This is a genomic window from Coleofasciculus sp. A1-SPW-01, assembly GCF_040217205.1.
GTDB lineage: Bacteria > Cyanobacteriota > Cyanobacteriia > Cyanobacteriales > Coleofasciculaceae > Coleofasciculus > Coleofasciculus chthonoplastes_A.
Map to the genome: position 1 here is coordinate 1 of NZ_JAVJNP010000010.1, position 16,671 is coordinate 16,671.

Sequence of the window (16,671 nt, forward strand, 5' to 3'; positions counted from 1 at the left end):
CGGCGGGAAATGTCAGTAGTGAGACGGTTAAGCGTTACATTGAAAATCAGAAGACCAGATAGTTTGGTCATCTCCGTACCTCCGATGACCCGCCTTATATCCCACACCTAAAAGGATGTGGGTTTTACGGCGTTTCTATAATTTTGGTTTGTCATGTGATAACTCGGACACCAGAAAAAAAACTTCCTTCCAGTGAGACTCAATAATATGTGTAGCTAAATTTTCCCAATCAGCCTGCTTACAAAACAACGTTGCCACCAGATACTCTTGAAATGTCAGATGAGAAAACGACCAAACCTTCTGACTTCGCTCAATCAACAACCCATGCTGCGCTTCAATCGCCTTCAATACCGCCCGACTATCTCGCTGTCCAGTGTCCAGAAACTCAGCAATATACTGCTCTAACTCCTCCTGCTCAAACAACACATATTGCTCTTGCTCAAACTTCTTCACCGCCAAATAGCTCAATAGTTCCAGCTTTCGCTCTAACGACAAATCCCGATAAATTTCATCCCGCTCAATCTCCCGCGATTTATCCCACTTCTCCAGCAGTAACTCCAACCCCTCCTGATAAAGCTGGGAACGCTTCGAGTAAAACTTCCCCGTATGGTGAAACACCAGACAAGTCAAACTCAGCAAAATCGGCGTAATCGCTAACTCCCGAATTGGTGTATTCTCCTCTAAAAAAAGCTGTTCCAGAAACTCCCGCGCCTTTGCCAATCCCGCCGACTCATCCCGCACTACCGCTTTAAACCAATGTTCCGCAAACGCCTCTACCTGATCTTTATTAAAATCCGCCACCTCCACATAATCAAACCGCTCAAATCGTGATTCCTGGCTTGGGATTCGACAGGTTACAATGACCTGCACCTGCGGATAAGTACGAGCAAACTGTTTGATTTGCTTCGTGATGTTCTTCCCATTCTCCTCCGTTACCTCATCCAATCCATCCAGCAGAACCAGCGCTCTACCTTGCTTCAGAACTAATTGAGTTTCGGTATTCGATAACTGCCAGAATTGCTCTAGATAACGTTCTAGCGAATAGGCAAATTCCCGCCCATCGTCTACAAACTCTCGCAGTTTAATCAATACGGGAATCCGGTGCGCTTGTAAATTTCCCTGATTACACTCCGTCACCACTCGCTGCAAATAGGTTGTTTTCCCTGAACCGGGTTTACCCACTACCATCAGGTTGGTATTCTTCGCCAACACCTCCAATCCTGACACCCGTTTCCGTTCTTTACCCAAGCCAATGCGATCTAAACTACGATAGCTGGGATTCTCCTTAGAATCCTGCAACAAGTCCTGCAATTCTGACCGATGACTACTGCTCAATTTCTCCAGAATATTGACATCCACAAACAAATCACCCAATGGCACCCAATGATCCACGCCCCAAAGCGGTATTGTGCCATGTAAGGATTGGATGTCATCATGGAGACGCGATCGCACGTTTTCCACGAGAGCATCAATATCAGACGTATCCGTTACTCGCTCAGAATGCCATCCTAAATCAATCCGAGGACGCAGTTTATCGATACGTTGTTGTCTATCGATACCAGAGTGCGATCGCACACACTCCAACAATGCCCAAAGTGGTTGTTTCCCCGGTGCAATTTCGCCATAGTCTGCTAGCTTTTCCACCATCTCCGGGATGAACGTCGCCACAGCACCATTTCAACTGATGCGCTGCAACACAGGTGCATCATTACCCAGCGCTAGGATTAGGATCGAGCGACGGCTGCGCTCATCTTCCATGAAGGGTTTGAGCAGTTCAATTAACCTTTTACCGTACCATTCCTATAAGCAAACTATAACTTACTCAATTGGAGTATTCTTTCCTGATGAATTTACTCAGAGGTCGATTGCAACGCTTAACCCAACAGTTACCTGACTTAGTGGATCAACTCCCTGATGAAAGCTTGGCAGACGCCTGGAAAGTGCTGCAACCGTTATATTATGACTTGTATATGCTCTGTGCCATGCAAGAATCCATGCGAACAATTCGACCCGGAGATGCGATGACCCGTGAAGAGGCGCTGCGACTGCTCAATCTGCCCTAAAATCTTTGCAGAAAGACTAGAATGATTCGTGGGGAATCGGGGTATATCCTGTGAGTCTAGAAGTACGCTATGCGCGGTCTTTTTTACAAGATCTCAAAAGCCTAGAGTCGGCTGCCTATCAGCAGGTCTATGACGTGGTTTTTGAGAAGTTCATGCATCTTAGAAGCATTCACGACCTGCCAGGGCTTCACCCCATCGGCTCAGATGCTATTTTTTACCGATTTACCATCGACAACTATATGGTAGGGATTGAAGTAACGGGTCACATCGTCAAGTTTTTGCGCGTGTTGCCCAAGCCGTATATTTGAGAAGGCTCCAGGGCACAAAGCAGGGGGAGCAGGGGGAGCAGGGGGAGCAGAGGGAGCATGTAGAGACGCGCCATGGCGCGTCTGGGAAGCAGGAGAAGGCTGATAAGACTAAGCCACGGGAAAAGGAAAACTGACAACTGCTCCCCGGACAACATAAACTTGTGATTGGAAAAACAGGAATTTGAGAAGCTACTTATGGACGCCCCTGCACTCTGGCAACGCTATCAGGACTGGCTCTATTACCACCAAGGGTTAGACTTTTACCTCGACGTCAGCCGTATGCGATTTGATCATGCCTTTGTCGAGGCGATGCGACCTAAGTTTGAGAAGGCATTTCAGGATATGGAAGCATTGGAGAGGGGCGCGATCGCTAATCCTGATGAAAATCGGATGGTGGGTCACTATTGGTTACGAGATCCTGACATAGCGCCCACCCCCGAACTACGTCAAGATATCCTCACTGTCTTAGAGAAGATTGAATCCTTTACCACTAAAGTCCATAGTGGTGATATCCATCCCCCAGGTTCATCTAAATTCACCGATATTCTTTCCATCGGCATTGGCGGTTCAGCATTGGGTCCTGAGTTTGTCGCCGATGCCCTTGCCCCTAACGTCCCGCCCTTGGCGATTCATTTTATAGATAACACAGATCCGGCGGGAATTGATGCCACTATTGCTAAACTGCAAGATCGTCTGGCTAACACACTTGTCTTGATAATTTCTAAGTCTGGAGGAACGCCGGAAACCCGCAATGGCATGATTGAGGCAAAAAAAGCTTATGAATCCCAGAAACTAGACTTTGCTGCCCATGCCGTGGCGATTACGGGTGAAGATAGTAACCTAGAGCAACTGGCAAAATCTGAAGGGTGGCTGGCGACGTTTCCTATGTATGACTGGGTAGGAGGACGCACCTCAGAAATGTCAGCAGTGGGATTGTTACCCGCCGCACTGCAAGGGATTGATATCCGCCAAATGCTGGCAGGTGCTAAGGAAATGGATAGTGCTACCCGTATCCACAATCTCCACGAAAACCCGGCGGCGCTGCTGGCACTTTCCTGGTATTTTTCGGGGAATGGTCAGGGTGAAAAAGATATGGTGGTTTTACCCTACAAAGATAGCCTGCTGCTCTTTTCTCGATACCTCCAGCAGTTAGTTATGGAATCCTTGGGTAAAGAAAAAGACCTCGATGGTAATACTGTACATCAGGGAATCGCCGTTTACGGCAATAAAGGCTCAACGGATCAACATGCCTACGTGCAGCAGTTGCGCGAAGGGGTTCCTAATTTCTTTGTCACCTTTATTGAAGTATTGCGCGATCGCGAGGGACACTCCCCACAGGTAGAAGCCGGGGTAACGTCCGGTGACTATTTATCCGGTTTATTACAGGGAACCCGAAAAGCCTTGTATGACAATCAACGAGATTCGATTACCGTAACAATTCCCCAAGTCAATCCGCGCACGGTTGGAGCGCTGATTGCTTTATATGATCGGGCTGTAGGATTGTACGCCTCCCTGGTGAATATCAACGCTTACCATCAACCTGGAGTGGAAGCAGGTAAAAAAGCCGCCTCTGCAATTTTGGATTTACAGAAACGGGTGATTCAGGTGTTGCAGGATCAAGGAGAACCGATGTCTTTATCACAGTTGGCACAGAAAGCGGGGGCGACTGATCAGATAGAAGCCATTTATAAAATTCTGCGTCATCTCCACACCAATCAACGGGGTGTAGTTTTAGAAGGAAAACTGGGAGAACCAAGTAGCTTAAAAGTGTCTGCTGTTTAATCCTAAAGGGAGTCTTTTTCCCGAAAAACGGGTAAATTATAAAGTAGTGGGAGCATCTTGCTCCCTAATCTTGCTCCCTAATCTTGCTGTTACCATAACCATTGCCACCAGTGACGATTAGCCGTCTTATGAGTGCGGAGAATGGATAAATTTTTGCGAAAAATAGCCGTATTAGGATGATCATCTCCTAAGTGCTGTTCACTCAAACTTAATGCCTGAACTAATAGCGATTCGGCATCTCTGTAGCGTTTTTGAGAACTGTAGAGTCCGGCTAAATTATTAATGCTAGTCGCCACAGCCGGATGGCAATTACCTAAAAGACGTTTTCTCATCTCTAAGGCTTGCAAATAAAGGGGTTCAGCTTCACTATAGCGACCTTGAGCATAGTACAATAATCCCAAATTGTTGAGGCTACTGGCAACATCCAGATGGCAATTGCCTAAGAGAGATTTTCTCACCTCTAAAACTTGCAGATAAAGGGGTTCAGCTTCACTGTAGCGATTTTGAGCATAGTAAAGTCCTGCCAAATTATTCAAGCTGGTGGCAACATCAAGATGATGATTACCTAACAGATGTTTTCTCACCTCTAAGGCTTGCAGGTAAAAGAGTTCAGCTTCACTGTAGCGACCTTGGGTATAATAAAGTCCTGCCAAATTATTCAAGCTAGTAGCAACATCAAGATGTTCCTCGCCAAAAGCGGCTTGGGCGATAGATACGCACCGCTGAAACCAGGATTCTGCCTGATTGCCCACTCCCTGATGCTGATAAAATCTACCTAAGCGATCGAATAGCCAAAGTAAATCCGTTAATCCTTGACCTTTAGAGAATTTGCCCAAACTGTCAAATAAGCAGAGTAAATCTTCATCCCTTACGGCTGATTCTAGGGTGTGAGCGATTTCTTGAATGTGAGGCAGTATCTCCTCCAAAAACGTTATCTGCTCGCGGGTAGGATGATCAGGAATTTGCTGAACCAGTTCGATAAGAATAGCGGTAAAAGCCTGCCTGAAGTCATCAGCCTGAAGTTTTATTAAGGGTGGTGCTTTATTCTTGCTTTTTTGGGAAACTCCTGAATTAGCAATGTGAGGTTTGTCTGGTTGACACGAACAGGTGGAATTTGTAATCGGAAAATAGAGTTGCTGCTCAATCAGGCAATCTTCACCGGAACCAGGGACATCCGGATAAGGAGAGAGAAATGAAGACCATTCTCTAGGAGGTGGCGTCTGCGAGGCTGAATCGTCATGGGAAAGTTGCTTTGGCAAAGAAGACTGAGTATCCGGTTGAGGGGACTGGGAAATCGGCTTGGACGACGCCTTTGGTGGGAACGGAAAAGGAGGGTGAGACACAAAGACGGTGGGTGCATCCAATGTCTCCAGTTTTTTGCGAAAAAACTCCCGAATTAAGGGCTGAACTGTGTAGCAACCCCGGCGATTTTGCACTGTCTCAATTAAACGCCACTGATACAGTTGAGTTTGGGCTTGGTCGAGATCTGCCTGTCTCCAATACAAGAAATCACTTGCATAGTCTAACCATTGCCACCGCCAAAGGGTTGGGGCAAATAAGCTCAAAAGTTGACCAACCTGCTGGGTTAGGGGATTGAGTTCTCTCCAAACCCATTCCAAGATGGTGTTGATTCCCCATTGGAGTGTCGGTTGGCTTGGCGGCTGGCTTGCTGCATCAGGATGTTGCGCTTCCAGCCGTTTGAGCATATCAGTTAAAGACATATCGGGGTGTTTGGCTAAGTATCGCCCGACTAATTCTATGCCTAACGACAGATATCCCAGCCATTCACATAATAGGGGTACAACCTTCTGTGCGCCTCGATCCTGCAACATGCGCTCTTTACCCACTAGGGCTGTCAAGAGTTTCCACGCTTGTTCTGGTGACAGCACATCTGGGGATTGATTCCCCTTACCGCCTTGATCTGGCTGCTGCATTATCATCTTTCATCTTAAATCGTTCAGATAGAGGCTCCCCTACAAAGCGTGACAATCTACTCAGCAAGGAGTAAGGATTCTGACTTGCTGTTACACAATGGCAACTTGCTCTCAGTCGGTGATGAGTGGTTTCTATCTTTCAGGTTGCAGTCTGAAAGGCACTCAGAGCTGTAAGACAATGTAAAACAAGTAATACAGTAATATTCTATGATAATTTACGCAAACGCTGCAATCAGCGTCGCGCTGGGAAGTCATTGAAGTAGTGGTAAATTTTTCGGGAAGAATAGATTAAAGATGAGCCGACTGAACGAGTGTTCTACTCAGATATTGCGTGAGGAGTCAAAAACCGATTGGCTGGCAATTGGTGCAACTTAGGAAATTGAATACTTTACACTAAATTGATCTGCGATCGCGCCGAGACGCTGATCAAGAATAGTTAATGTTTGTTGAGCTATTTCCTGGGGGACACCGCCATAAAAGGCTTGAGCAATCCCACCTGTAATACAAGCAAGCGTATCACTATCCCCGCCGATAAAAATAGCATTACGAATAGCATCTTCAAAGTCAGTTGATGCGAGAAAAGCGATCATTGCCTGAGGAATAGAACCCTGACAAGAAACTGTTGCAGGTGCAATCTGCTCTATCGTTTGATTTAAGTTATAGTGAAATGTTGTTTCAATATAAGACTTGATATCGGTCTTACTTTGACCTGTCCGGGCTAAAAAAATAGCCGAGGCTGTGGCTTGTGCGCCTTTAATTCCTTCGGGATGATTATGAGTAACCTCTGCACTGCGTTTAGCTTCTTGTAACACCGTATCCAGATCATCAAAGGCAAAACCAATCGGACTAACTCGCATCGCTGAACCATTACCCCAACTATTGTAAGGTTCTGCATCATCTGATATTCCCCACGCCCGAAAATTCATGCCATATCCAGCATTCGGATACAGGCGACAGTATTCCTTCTTCTGCCTTGGAGACTTCTTGGATTAAGTTTCCCGATTCAGGGCGGACATCATCGCCTGTTGACTAACCAGTTGATAAACTTCCCGAAAATATTGCATGACACGACTATCAGCCGCTGCTAAGGGGATTGTCCCTAAGACATCCAAAACAGTACGGTTGTCTGGAGGAGGAGTAATGACAACCAGAGAGGGATCAAGAGGTTCTTCGTATTGCCAGAATTGCTCAAGTTTAACTGGGGTATCAACCTCTGCTTCTCCCTCATTTGGTTGGTTCTCTAACCGACTGGATGTAACAGCGGATTGACTGGATTGGGACTCAACCTCTGCTTTTTTCTCAGGGTTTAGTTCTACACTCCCCGTACTCCGTAAATGACGCAAATCATCCAGAATTTGTGCTTTAGTACGTCCTCGTAACTGGAATAAGACAAAGGGATCTTCACTAAAGCGATCGCCTAATTGATAGTAAATCGCCCCAATATGTTTACAGGGGTTTTTGGGATCAGGGCAACTACATTTTGAATGAATATCCGAAAGCGTGAAGGGAAATAGGCTCAACCCATTAGCGGTGAACACTTGCTCAATATTTTCCGGCATTTCTCCAGCTAAGAGTTGAGCCGAATAAATAGCCTCTTGCGCCATCGTTTCCACCACATAACCCCAGTCTTCCTCGGTAAAGGGGTCAATCGATAGGGAAACTTGATAGGGTTCTGGTTCTGTTCCTTGTACCCGTGCTAATACCTGGGGACCTTCAAACTCAATACTGAGGACATTGCCTTCCTTGGCGTATTTGCGGGCGCGTTCCAAACGCTTTTTAAAGCGATAGGAATTGAGCAAGTCAATCCAGCGTTGTACCCACCAGGGAGGAGCTTCAATTTCGTAGGACTGCATAAGTGATTTATAAATTAAGTAGTTAGACTTTCATTAAGGTTAACGGTTGAGAACAGGGAACAGGTAATACCCAATTAAAATGTACATCAGCTTAACAGGAATGGCTTTGACTTAAACTAAATGGCGCTGACTCCCATAGCTGGGAAATAAATTTCCGCGTCAAAGCTAAAGTAAGAATCGAGCTTACTGGGTAAGTTTTTTAACCCGTTTTAACGGGTTTAAGCTTTTAGCCTGAACTTTAGTTCAAGGCTTAATTCAAGGGTATAATCATTGATATCATATCGTTTTGTTTAGTTCGTCTATCATACCCGTAGTTATTGGGACAAAAACTTACCCTTCTACCCCCTACCCTTTTCCCACTATACACAACCGATGTTACCGGACTTGGTATGATTCATGAGAATATATGGCAACCGACAGCTAAAAACTTTACCTGGACTAGAAACCCGCCCGACATCAGCACGGGTACGGGAGGCGGTATTTAACATCTGGCAAGGTGCGATCGCCCAATGTCGTTGGCTGGATCTCTGTGCGGGTACAGGCGCTATGGGGGCTGAAGCACTCTGTCGCGGCGCATCTTTAGTGGTAGGTATTGACATAAAAGGCAAAGCCTGCTCCATTATGCAACAAAATTGGCGGCAAGTGGCTCAACCAGAGCAAACCTTTCAGGTAATACGAGGAGATGTGGTGGGGCGATTAAAAACGCTGGCTGATCAACAATTTGACCGGATTTACTTTGATCCCCCCTACGCTAGTGATTTGTACAATCCGGTTCTAGACGCGATCGCCCATTATCAACTCCTGGCTGATCAGGGTGAATTAGCGGTAGAGTATAGTCCTAACCACTGGACACCGCAACTGTTAAAGGCAGAAGGCAGAAGGCAGAAGGCAGAAGATAAGGAGGAAGGTGGCAAGGTAAAAGAAAATTCTGACTGTAGAGACGTAGCTAGCTGCGTCTCTACACTGGAAATTTGTCGCCAGAAAGTCTACGGAAATACCGCCTTAGTGTTTTATAGCGCTACGCGCTAGGCAATAGGCAACACCTCGACTTCGCTCAGGGTCAACACCGAGCTATTTTCTACAATTCCAATTGGTTCCCCCGCTTATATTGTAGGTACGCCGCGACAAATAACCCAGCCAGGGTAACCGGGATTAAGCCTAGAACAATTCCCGACAGCAATGGTTCAACCATGATCGTTCTCCAAATACTAAGTTTTTTTGCTTGTTTCTCATCCTACTAGCTGAGATGACCTAATCGCTACTCATTTGGGAGTCAACCGCTTCCCTACTGCTGGCTACACTACATTTATGATTCCAGCTTGCGTACTCAGTCCATAAATTTTAAGCTATGTTTATGAATCGACATACTTCTTTCTAATCTGTTACACTAATATCCTCCTGGGTAACTCTACCTGTGTTGCAGTGTGAGTCCAGTTCAACTTTGTTCAAAAATTCTCAACGTGGCAGGAGATCCCTTGGAGAACCAGCTTGACCAACCTCAAGTCCTAGTTCGGCGGATTACCATGGTGGTACTCGCCTTACTGTTCGTGATCGGCATCGGCATCTTCGGATTTCAGGTGCTGCAAGTTTCTGATCCCTATATCCAGAAAGTTTTGTCCCTCAACGGTGATCCAGTTCGAGGGCAAGCTATTTTTGAGATTAATTGTGCGGATTGTCATGGTATGCACGCCGATGGCAAGGTCGGACCTAGCTTACAGCATATTTCTAAACACAGATCTCCAAGTGGTCTGATTGAACAGGTGATTAGTGGTCAAACCCCGCCGATGCCCAAGTTTCAGCCGAGTCCTCAGGAAATGGCTGATTTATTAACCTATTTGGAAAAATTGTAAGTAAGTAGGTGGGGACAATTAAAGTTAATGGCTCTTATCGTCATTAGTGATTTGTAAGGGGTTCCAGTTGGTTTTTGTCAGGTTTAGAAGCCGTCACTCCCGCGATCGCGGATAGAAGTAGCCACCCCAAGGTATTCACCCGTAAGTCAAAGAGCGTGACATCCAGCATATTGAATAGGATACAGCCGCCGAATGCGACTAAATAACTAAAGACAATTAATCGATCGCGACTTGAGAGCGATCGCGCTTGATTTATCCAGAGAACACCTTGCCCTAAAATCCAACCAACTAAGCTACAAAATAGAATTGTCGCCGGAATACCCACTTCAGCCGTCAACATCAGCATCAGATTATGGGGATGACCGAGCCACAGATCCATCTGCTGTTCGTAAAGCAACGTAAAGTTCCGCAATCCCCAACCTGTCCAAGGACGCTGCTGAGTCAGCGACAAAGCAAAGCGCCATTGGGTTATCCGCATCAACGCCACAGGGCGATCGGGATGAAGCTGATCGGTGAGTCGCGCCCAAAAGTAAGCTGGAACAATCATTCGTAACCCTTCTCGGAACGGTGAGGGACTAAACGCCGCTCCTAATACAGCGACAGCCGCAGCGACTACTATCCCCACCAAAGGGCGCCAGCCTTGATACAGTGCAAAAGCCAAACCCACTACAATCACCCCACCCCAAGCATTTCGGGAATGAGTGAGGATGATCGCGATCGCATTCGCAATTTCCACTCCAGTTAAAAATAAGAGGACTCCCCCAACTTCCCCCAGAAGGGCGGGTTTAGTTAAGTTATCGGTTTGACACCATAAGTTATCCGTCAAACCCGCCCCTACACCCCCGGCTCCCCCAGCTCCCCCAGCTCCCTCTGCTCCCTCTGCTCGCCAAGCTTGAAACGTCTCAATCCATAGTCCCAACCCTAACGTAAAGACAATTTGCAGATAAGCCGCCAGAATATTGGCGTACATGAACACTGAAGCCATACGCCCTGGCGGATTTCCCTTTGCTTCTAATACCCAACCCAATAAAGCTGGAAACTGCGGCGGATGCGCCCAACCGAGAAATAACTGCCCGAAACCTAGAATCACAACCAGTACAGAAGGAATCACCAGAATCCAGGCGAGACGCCGTAGCTGGGCTGGTGTTTGAATTAAGGAACTGAATGCGGCAAAAAAAGCCAAGAATGGCAAGAAATTGGCTAAACCGAGGAATGCTTCGGTGGGGTTATAGGCTTGACTGGCGCTGAAAATTAGCCAAAGGCTCAAGATTCCCAGTCCCCAGTTTAGAGGACGCTGGATAATCCGGCGATAGTCTTGCCACCAGGTTCCGAGTAAGGCAAAACTCACACCCACAACCCCCAAAGCAGGAAACCAGGGAAAGATAAAAAATCCGACTTGGGCGCAATTCCAAGCGCCTTGTAAGCGGGGTTGAGGGTGGCGACTGAACAGATATTTATCGATTTTTTTCAACACAAATCAGAGGGCAGACAGCAGACGGTTTAAACAGATAGGGAATTGGCTAACCTACTTCTCAAAAAGTTTACAACGTCGGGTGATAAGAGCCAAGCCTAACTGCACTTGCACTCTACTGACTTTCGCACTCAAGCGCCTGCTTCACCTGTTGATACTCCGTAATTGCCTGTAAAACTAACTGTTCCGCTTCGCCTATTGTACCCGCCCGTCCCAGGGCTTCTAATTGTTGACAAAGCTGGGCAAGTTTGAAAACTCCTAATACCTGACTGCTGGATTTGAGACTGTGTGCTTTATGATACAGCAAATCAGTATCTTTTTGCTTAACGGCATCATGCATGGATTCTAACAATTCCGGTGCTTCTTGTAAGTAACAATTAATAACTTCGCTGAGTTCATCTCCTGCCATTTCTTGCAAAGTTTGCATCACCCCTGGATCAAGAACGGGCTGTTTCGTCGGCTGTTCCGTTGTCGGCGGTTGACATTGACTCAAGACCTGTTTTAAAACATCAACATGAATAGGCTTGCTCATATAGTCATCCATCCCCGCTGCCAAACATTCTTCGCGATCGCCTTGCATGGCATTGGCTGTCATGGCGATAATCCGAGGACGGGCAGATCCTGAAAATTCCTGACAAATCTGTTGTGTTGCGGTTAATCCATCCATTTCTGGCATCTGGATATCCATGAGTACCACATCGTAGGATTGACGGTGTAACGCTTGTAAGACTTCTAACCCATTAGCAACACTATCGGGTCGATATCCCAACCGCTTCAGCATATTAACCGCCACTTTTTGGTTCACCACATTGTCTTCCGCCAAGAGAATTTTCAAGGGGAATTTGTGGGCAAAGGTGGGGTCATATTTGGATGAATGGGAACGAGTCTTTCTTGGTACACTTACCTCCTGAGTCAGGATATTGACTAAGATATTGTACAACTGAGACTGTTTAATCGGTTTATGTAAATATCCCGCGATCGCCCGACTGGGGTTTGGTAATCCTGTGTCTGAGTGTGTCTCGACTTGCCCGATCAATCCTAAGATGATTATCGGTAAGTTTTGACAATGGGGATGCTGACGAATTTGCGTGATTAAACTCCAATTCTCCATCTGGAGAATCTGGGATGCCAAAATCGCTATATCAAAGCGTTTTCTCTGTGCTAACCATCCTAAAGCTTCCGTGGTTGAGGCGGTAGCTTCTACTTGTATCCCAAAGGATTGGGCTTGTTCGGTCAACATTTGCCGAGTCGCCGAATTATCTTCGACAATCAACAGACGTTTATCACTCAATACTTGCTGAGAATTATCGGGTTCTGAATCTGAGGAAACTGGAGTCGCGATCACGGTAAAATAAAAGGTAGAACCCACACCCTCTTCACTTTCCACCCACATTCTGCCTCCCATTAGTTCACTCAGTCGCTGGCTAATCGCTAATCCTAATCCTGTACCGCCATATTGACGAGTGGTTGATGCATCGACTTGGCTAAAGGGTTTAAATAGCCGATCCATTCGGGTTCTAGAAATCCCAATTCCTGTGTCACGCACAGCAAATTGTAAACGAATTTGCTCCTCTGATATTTCAGCCGTAGGGGTTACTGAAATCACCACGTCTCCAGTTTCAGTAAACTTAACCGCATTACTAACTAGATTGACTAAAATTTGGCGTAATCGGGTTACATCACCCACAATCGACTCAGGAATTTGGCTGTCCATTAAATAGGCAAGTTCAATCCCTTTATCTCTAGCTTTCGACGATAATAGCTCTAAAGATTCTTCAATACAAGCCCGTAAATCAAACGGCTGTTCCTCTAAATTCAGCTTCCCTGACTCAATTTTCGAGAAATCGAGAATATCGTTAATAATCGTCAGTAAGGCATCACTACTATTGCGAATAATATCGACAAATTCACCCTGCTGGGCGGTTAATTGTGTATCCAGCAACAAACTGGTCATGCCAATTACTGCATTCATCGGCGTGCGGATTTCGTGACTCATCATTGCCAGAAAATCACTCTTGGTGCGGTTAGCTGTTTCGGCTTCTTCTTTCGCCGCTTTGAGTTGTTCTTGAGCAATTTTTTTATCGGTAATATCAGTAATAGTGCCAACAAGACGGTATGGATTGCCGTCGCGATCGCGAATACAGCGCCCCTTCGTTGCAATCCACAGATAATGCCCATCTCGATGTTTGATGCGATGGATATTTTCATAAATCTGGGTTTTCCCAGCTAAATGATGATTAATATCCTCTATTACCTGATGTAAATCATCCGGATAAACATGATCAGACCAGCTTGATAGACGGTTTAACAAGGGATTCTCCTCATAGCCAAGAATCCGCATCCAGACAGGAGAATAATACACCTCATTGGTTAAGATATCCCAGTCCCAAATTCCATCATTTGTCCCCGAAACAGCTAGTTCATAGCGTTCTTCTCGTTCCCGTAATAGGGATTCTATCCGTTTACGCTCTTTGATTTCGATGGCAAGTTCATCATTAATTATTGATAGTTTTTGCGTGCGTTCTTGTACCCGTTCTTCTAAGGTTTCTTTTGCCTGTTTAATTTCCTGGAATTTTTGAATTAGTACAGATGCCATCAACTTAAAGTTGCTCACCAGGGAATGAATTTCCCGGACTCGGCTTTGAGACCAATCAACAGGAACAGTGTTATCCAGAAGTTTTTGGGGCAAATTAGTTGTTACCTGCGCCAATTTAAATAGAGGTTTTACTAATCGATGGCTTAACAGAACGGCAACCAGCAATGCTAAGATCATAATCAGCAGTGTTGTTGCCAGGTTTTGCAGGTAGAGTACTTCTAAATTATCAATATAAGGGGCAGTCGGAATTTTAAGAATTAACGTCCAAGGAAGATCGGGATCGAGTGAGACTTCTTGGACATGAAAAGAATTTCGCCAACGCACCATGATTGGTGTGCCAGGATCTTGGGGTAACCATTGAAAAATATCAGCATCAATGGCACGAATTTCACCGCCTTGACGCGGATCAAAGGGTTCCATTATACTCACATTTGACTGGGTACTGGCAATCAAGTTATTTTGATGATCAACTAATGTTATTTGTAATTCTCGTTCTTTAATATTCAGTTTTAGAAATTCCTGAATGTGACTTAAATCCAAGGAGCCATAAGCAATACCACGAAAACGATCATTGACCATGACTGGCACACTTAAGCCGACATGAGGTAATGGATACGCATCATCAATATGGACATCGGAGAGAATTGGCTTTAAACTAGCGGCAGTTTGCTCTAGTAACGAGTGTTTGGCAATATTTAAGCCAATGGTTGATTCCCCGTCTGGATTGGATCGGGGTTGAGCGGCAATTATTGTGCCATTGGTATCGGTGACATAAGCATTAATAAAATCAGCAAAACTGCGTTTAATTAATTCAGTACTTTGCTGTAACAACTCCGAAGGTTGCTCTGGAGATTGAGCCGCAATCTCAGCTAGTTCCTCAACTGCATGTAAATGTTGCTGATACCAAAAATTTAGGTTAGCGACGAGGGATGCAGATGTGGCGTTGAGTTCAGTACGAATGTCTGATTCAATATTGTTGAGAATCTGCCGCCCGTTAAAAACCGTTAAAATTAATACCGGGAATAAGACAAAAGCCACGAGTAGATTAAAAATTGTCTGCTGAAGCGAAAGTCGGTTGGATTTGTGTCGAATATTGAGCCAAGTTTGCAATGGCAAGTTCGTGATGATTAGCGTAGCAACCAAGGCATTAAAGATACCATTAACTGATTGTTTCAAGACAATCAACCAGGTTTGAGTCGCGCCAACATTTAAAACGCCTCCATAAAATAACCCAACCAGAGGCATACCAATCAGCACCCAATAGATACCAGAGAGAAGCAGCATGTTTTCCGTCTTACGGTGCAACAGCAAGCTAATAAATAGGGCTTCCCCAGTAAAAATAAGAATGGCGTAGGGATGTCCCCAAAGAGTGTAGGTATAACTGCTGGCAATGAAGGCGGCTAAAGTCCCCCAGAATATGCCATAAAAATACACCACCATTAAGACGGCAATACTGCCAAATAAAAAGTCCACCCCAAAAAATAGGGATAGACTGAAATAGTTGCCTAAATACCCAATTCCAATCAGGGCGATGAGTAAGAGGTTAACGCGCTTAAACAGGGAGGAAAATCCTTTGATAAAATGAAAAGGGAATTTCATAGATGAGAGAGCGTTGTCTGGTTTATCTGGATCTAGACATGGCAGAATGACCAGAGACTGATCATTACCTGAGTTGGATTGAATCCACCTTAGATCTAGCTTAGACTCAGATATTGCATCTGTCGCTTTTTTCAGAAACTATCGGGATTGTCGAGATTTTCGGGATTATTGGGATGATCGCGGTTGTAGGGGCGAGTCGCTGCATATCGTAGGTGGTGTGAGAATTAACCTATATTGACTCGCCCTTTTCTAAAGGTACTCGGCGGAGGGCGACCCGATAACATTAAGGGTTGGGTGGTGTGAATTGAATGCGGCGGGTCGCCCCTACAATTGTTTTTATGGATGCGGTGTTAGATAATTTCCGATACCTGGCGGAGGGCGACCCGATAACATTAAGGGTTGGGTGGTGTAAATTGAATGCGGCGGGTCGCCCCTACAATTGTTTTTATGGACGCGGTGTTAGATAATTTCCGATACCTGGTGGAGGGCGACCCGATAACATTAAGGATTGGGTGGTGTGAATTGAATGCGGCGGGTCGCCCCTACAATTGTTTTTATGGACACGGTGTTAGATAATTCCTGATTCACGCTTTTGAAAGTGCAAACGGGGCAATCGGGATTATTGGAATTATTGGGATTATCGCGGTTGTAGGGGCGAGTCGCTGCATATCGTAGGTGGTATGAGAATTAACCTATATCGACTCGCCCTTTTCTAAAGGTACGCGCTGTCGGATAATTACTGACACTATTCCTCCAATGTCCTGGAATGCCACATTTTGGCAATATCTAAGGCACAATTGCAATACATTCAATTTCGACTAAAACATCTTTGGGAAGTCGGGAAACTTCCACACAAGCACGGGCGGGGGCGGAGGTTTCATCAAAATAGCGGGCATATACCTGATTCATTGCCGCAAAATTATTCATATCTGATAGAAAAACTGTAGTTTTGACAATATCTTGCATCTGAACCCCAGCCTCTTCCAGAATCGCGGCTAAATTTGCCATCGCCTGTTCCGTCTGCTTGGTGATATCGTTTTCGCCAATAATTTCACCGGTTTTGGGGTCAAGGGGAATTTGACCCGCGACAAAAATCAGTTCCCCTCTCGCCGCGATCGCTTGGTTGTAGGGACCGACAGGTGCAGGGGCGTTGGTTGTGCGGATAATTTTTCGGCTCATTGGTCAAGAGTCATTGGTCATTGGTCATTCGCCAAA

At 45.6% G+C, this 16,671-nt stretch carries 12 protein-coding genes and 1 pseudogene; 5 read left to right on the forward strand and 8 right to left on the reverse strand.

Annotation, left to right across the window (positions count from 1 at the left end):
* Positions 1–135: 135 nt before the first annotated feature.
* Positions 136–1,668: an NACHT domain-containing protein gene (locus RH949_RS01360; protein ID WP_446351690.1), complete on the reverse strand. Its 1,533-nt coding sequence runs from the start codon at positions 1,666–1,668 to the stop codon at positions 136–138.
* Positions 1,669–1,844: 176 nt separating this feature from the next.
* Between RH949_RS01360 and RH949_RS01365 the strand changes: the two genes are divergently transcribed.
* The 3 genes from RH949_RS01365 (at position 1,845) to RH949_RS01375 (ending at position 4,153) form a co-directional block, all read left to right on the forward strand.
* Entirely contained in the window at positions 1,845–2,063 is a 219-nt protein-coding gene (locus RH949_RS01365; RefSeq protein ID WP_044211039.1) for a hypothetical protein, read from the forward strand.
* A 50-nt stretch (positions 2,064–2,113) separates the two neighbouring features.
* The gene (locus tag RH949_RS01370) at positions 2,114–2,371 is read left to right on the forward strand and encodes a hypothetical protein (protein WP_044211041.1); all 258 of its coding nucleotides are present in this window, start codon (positions 2,114–2,116) and stop codon (positions 2,369–2,371) included.
* Positions 2,372–2,566: 195 nt separating this feature from the next.
* Complete coding sequence (locus RH949_RS01375; protein ID WP_006106108.1) at positions 2,567–4,153, forward strand: glucose-6-phosphate isomerase; 1,587 nt, start codon at positions 2,567–2,569, stop codon at positions 4,151–4,153.
* Positions 4,154–4,242: 89 nt separating this feature from the next.
* Here the strand turns inward: RH949_RS01375 and RH949_RS01380 are convergent, their stop codons facing one another.
* The 3 genes and pseudogenes from RH949_RS01380 to RH949_RS01390 all read right to left on the reverse strand — a co-directional run bounded on the left by RH949_RS01380 (position 4,243) and on the right by RH949_RS01390 (position 7,940).
* Positions 4,243–6,087, reverse strand: a complete 1,845-nt coding sequence (locus tag RH949_RS01380) for a tetratricopeptide repeat protein (RefSeq protein ID WP_446351691.1) — start codon at positions 6,085–6,087, stop codon at positions 4,243–4,245.
* Between the two features lie 371 nt (positions 6,088–6,458).
* Positions 6,459–7,052, reverse strand: a pseudogene (locus RH949_RS01385) (ADP-ribosylglycohydrolase family protein); the annotation flags it as partial.
* Between the two features lie 24 nt (positions 7,053–7,076).
* Positions 7,077–7,940, reverse strand: coding sequence for an SWIM zinc finger family protein (locus tag RH949_RS01390; RefSeq protein WP_446351692.1), 864 nt, complete (start codon positions 7,938–7,940; stop codon positions 7,077–7,079).
* A gap of 396 nt (positions 7,941–8,336) precedes the next feature.
* Between RH949_RS01390 and rsmD the strand changes: the two genes are divergently transcribed.
* Positions 8,337–8,969, forward strand: a complete 633-nt coding sequence (gene rsmD / locus RH949_RS01395) for a 16S rRNA (guanine(966)-N(2))-methyltransferase RsmD (protein ID WP_006106135.1) — start codon at positions 8,337–8,339, stop codon at positions 8,967–8,969.
* A 49-nt stretch (positions 8,970–9,018) separates the two neighbouring features.
* Here the strand turns inward: rsmD and petG are convergent, their stop codons facing one another.
* Entirely contained in the window at positions 9,019–9,132 is a 114-nt protein-coding gene (gene petG, locus RH949_RS01400; RefSeq protein ID WP_006106132.1) for a cytochrome b6-f complex subunit V, read from the reverse strand.
* Positions 9,133–9,415: 283 nt separating this feature from the next.
* Between petG and RH949_RS01405 the strand changes: the two genes are divergently transcribed.
* Positions 9,416–9,790 carry a c-type cytochrome gene (locus tag RH949_RS01405; protein WP_446351716.1) on the forward strand — a complete coding sequence of 125 codons (375 nt, stop codon included), beginning with the start codon at positions 9,416–9,418 and terminating at the stop codon, positions 9,788–9,790.
* Positions 9,791–9,833: 43 nt separating this feature from the next.
* On the opposite strand, the gene RH949_RS01410 is transcribed toward RH949_RS01405, so the two are convergent.
* The 3 genes from RH949_RS01410 to RH949_RS01420 all read right to left on the reverse strand — a co-directional run bounded on the left by RH949_RS01410 (position 9,834) and on the right by RH949_RS01420 (position 16,635).
* Entirely contained in the window at positions 9,834–11,264 is a 1,431-nt protein-coding gene (locus RH949_RS01410) for an O-antigen ligase family protein (protein WP_446351693.1), read from the reverse strand.
* A 112-nt stretch (positions 11,265–11,376) separates the two neighbouring features.
* Positions 11,377–15,456, reverse strand: a complete 4,080-nt coding sequence (locus tag RH949_RS01415; protein ID WP_446351694.1) for a response regulator — start codon at positions 15,454–15,456, stop codon at positions 11,377–11,379.
* A 786-nt stretch (positions 15,457–16,242) separates the two neighbouring features.
* Positions 16,243–16,635: a RidA family protein gene (locus RH949_RS01420; RefSeq protein ID WP_006106076.1), complete on the reverse strand. Its 393-nt coding sequence runs from the start codon at positions 16,633–16,635 to the stop codon at positions 16,243–16,245.
* Positions 16,636–16,671: the final 36 nt, after the last annotated feature.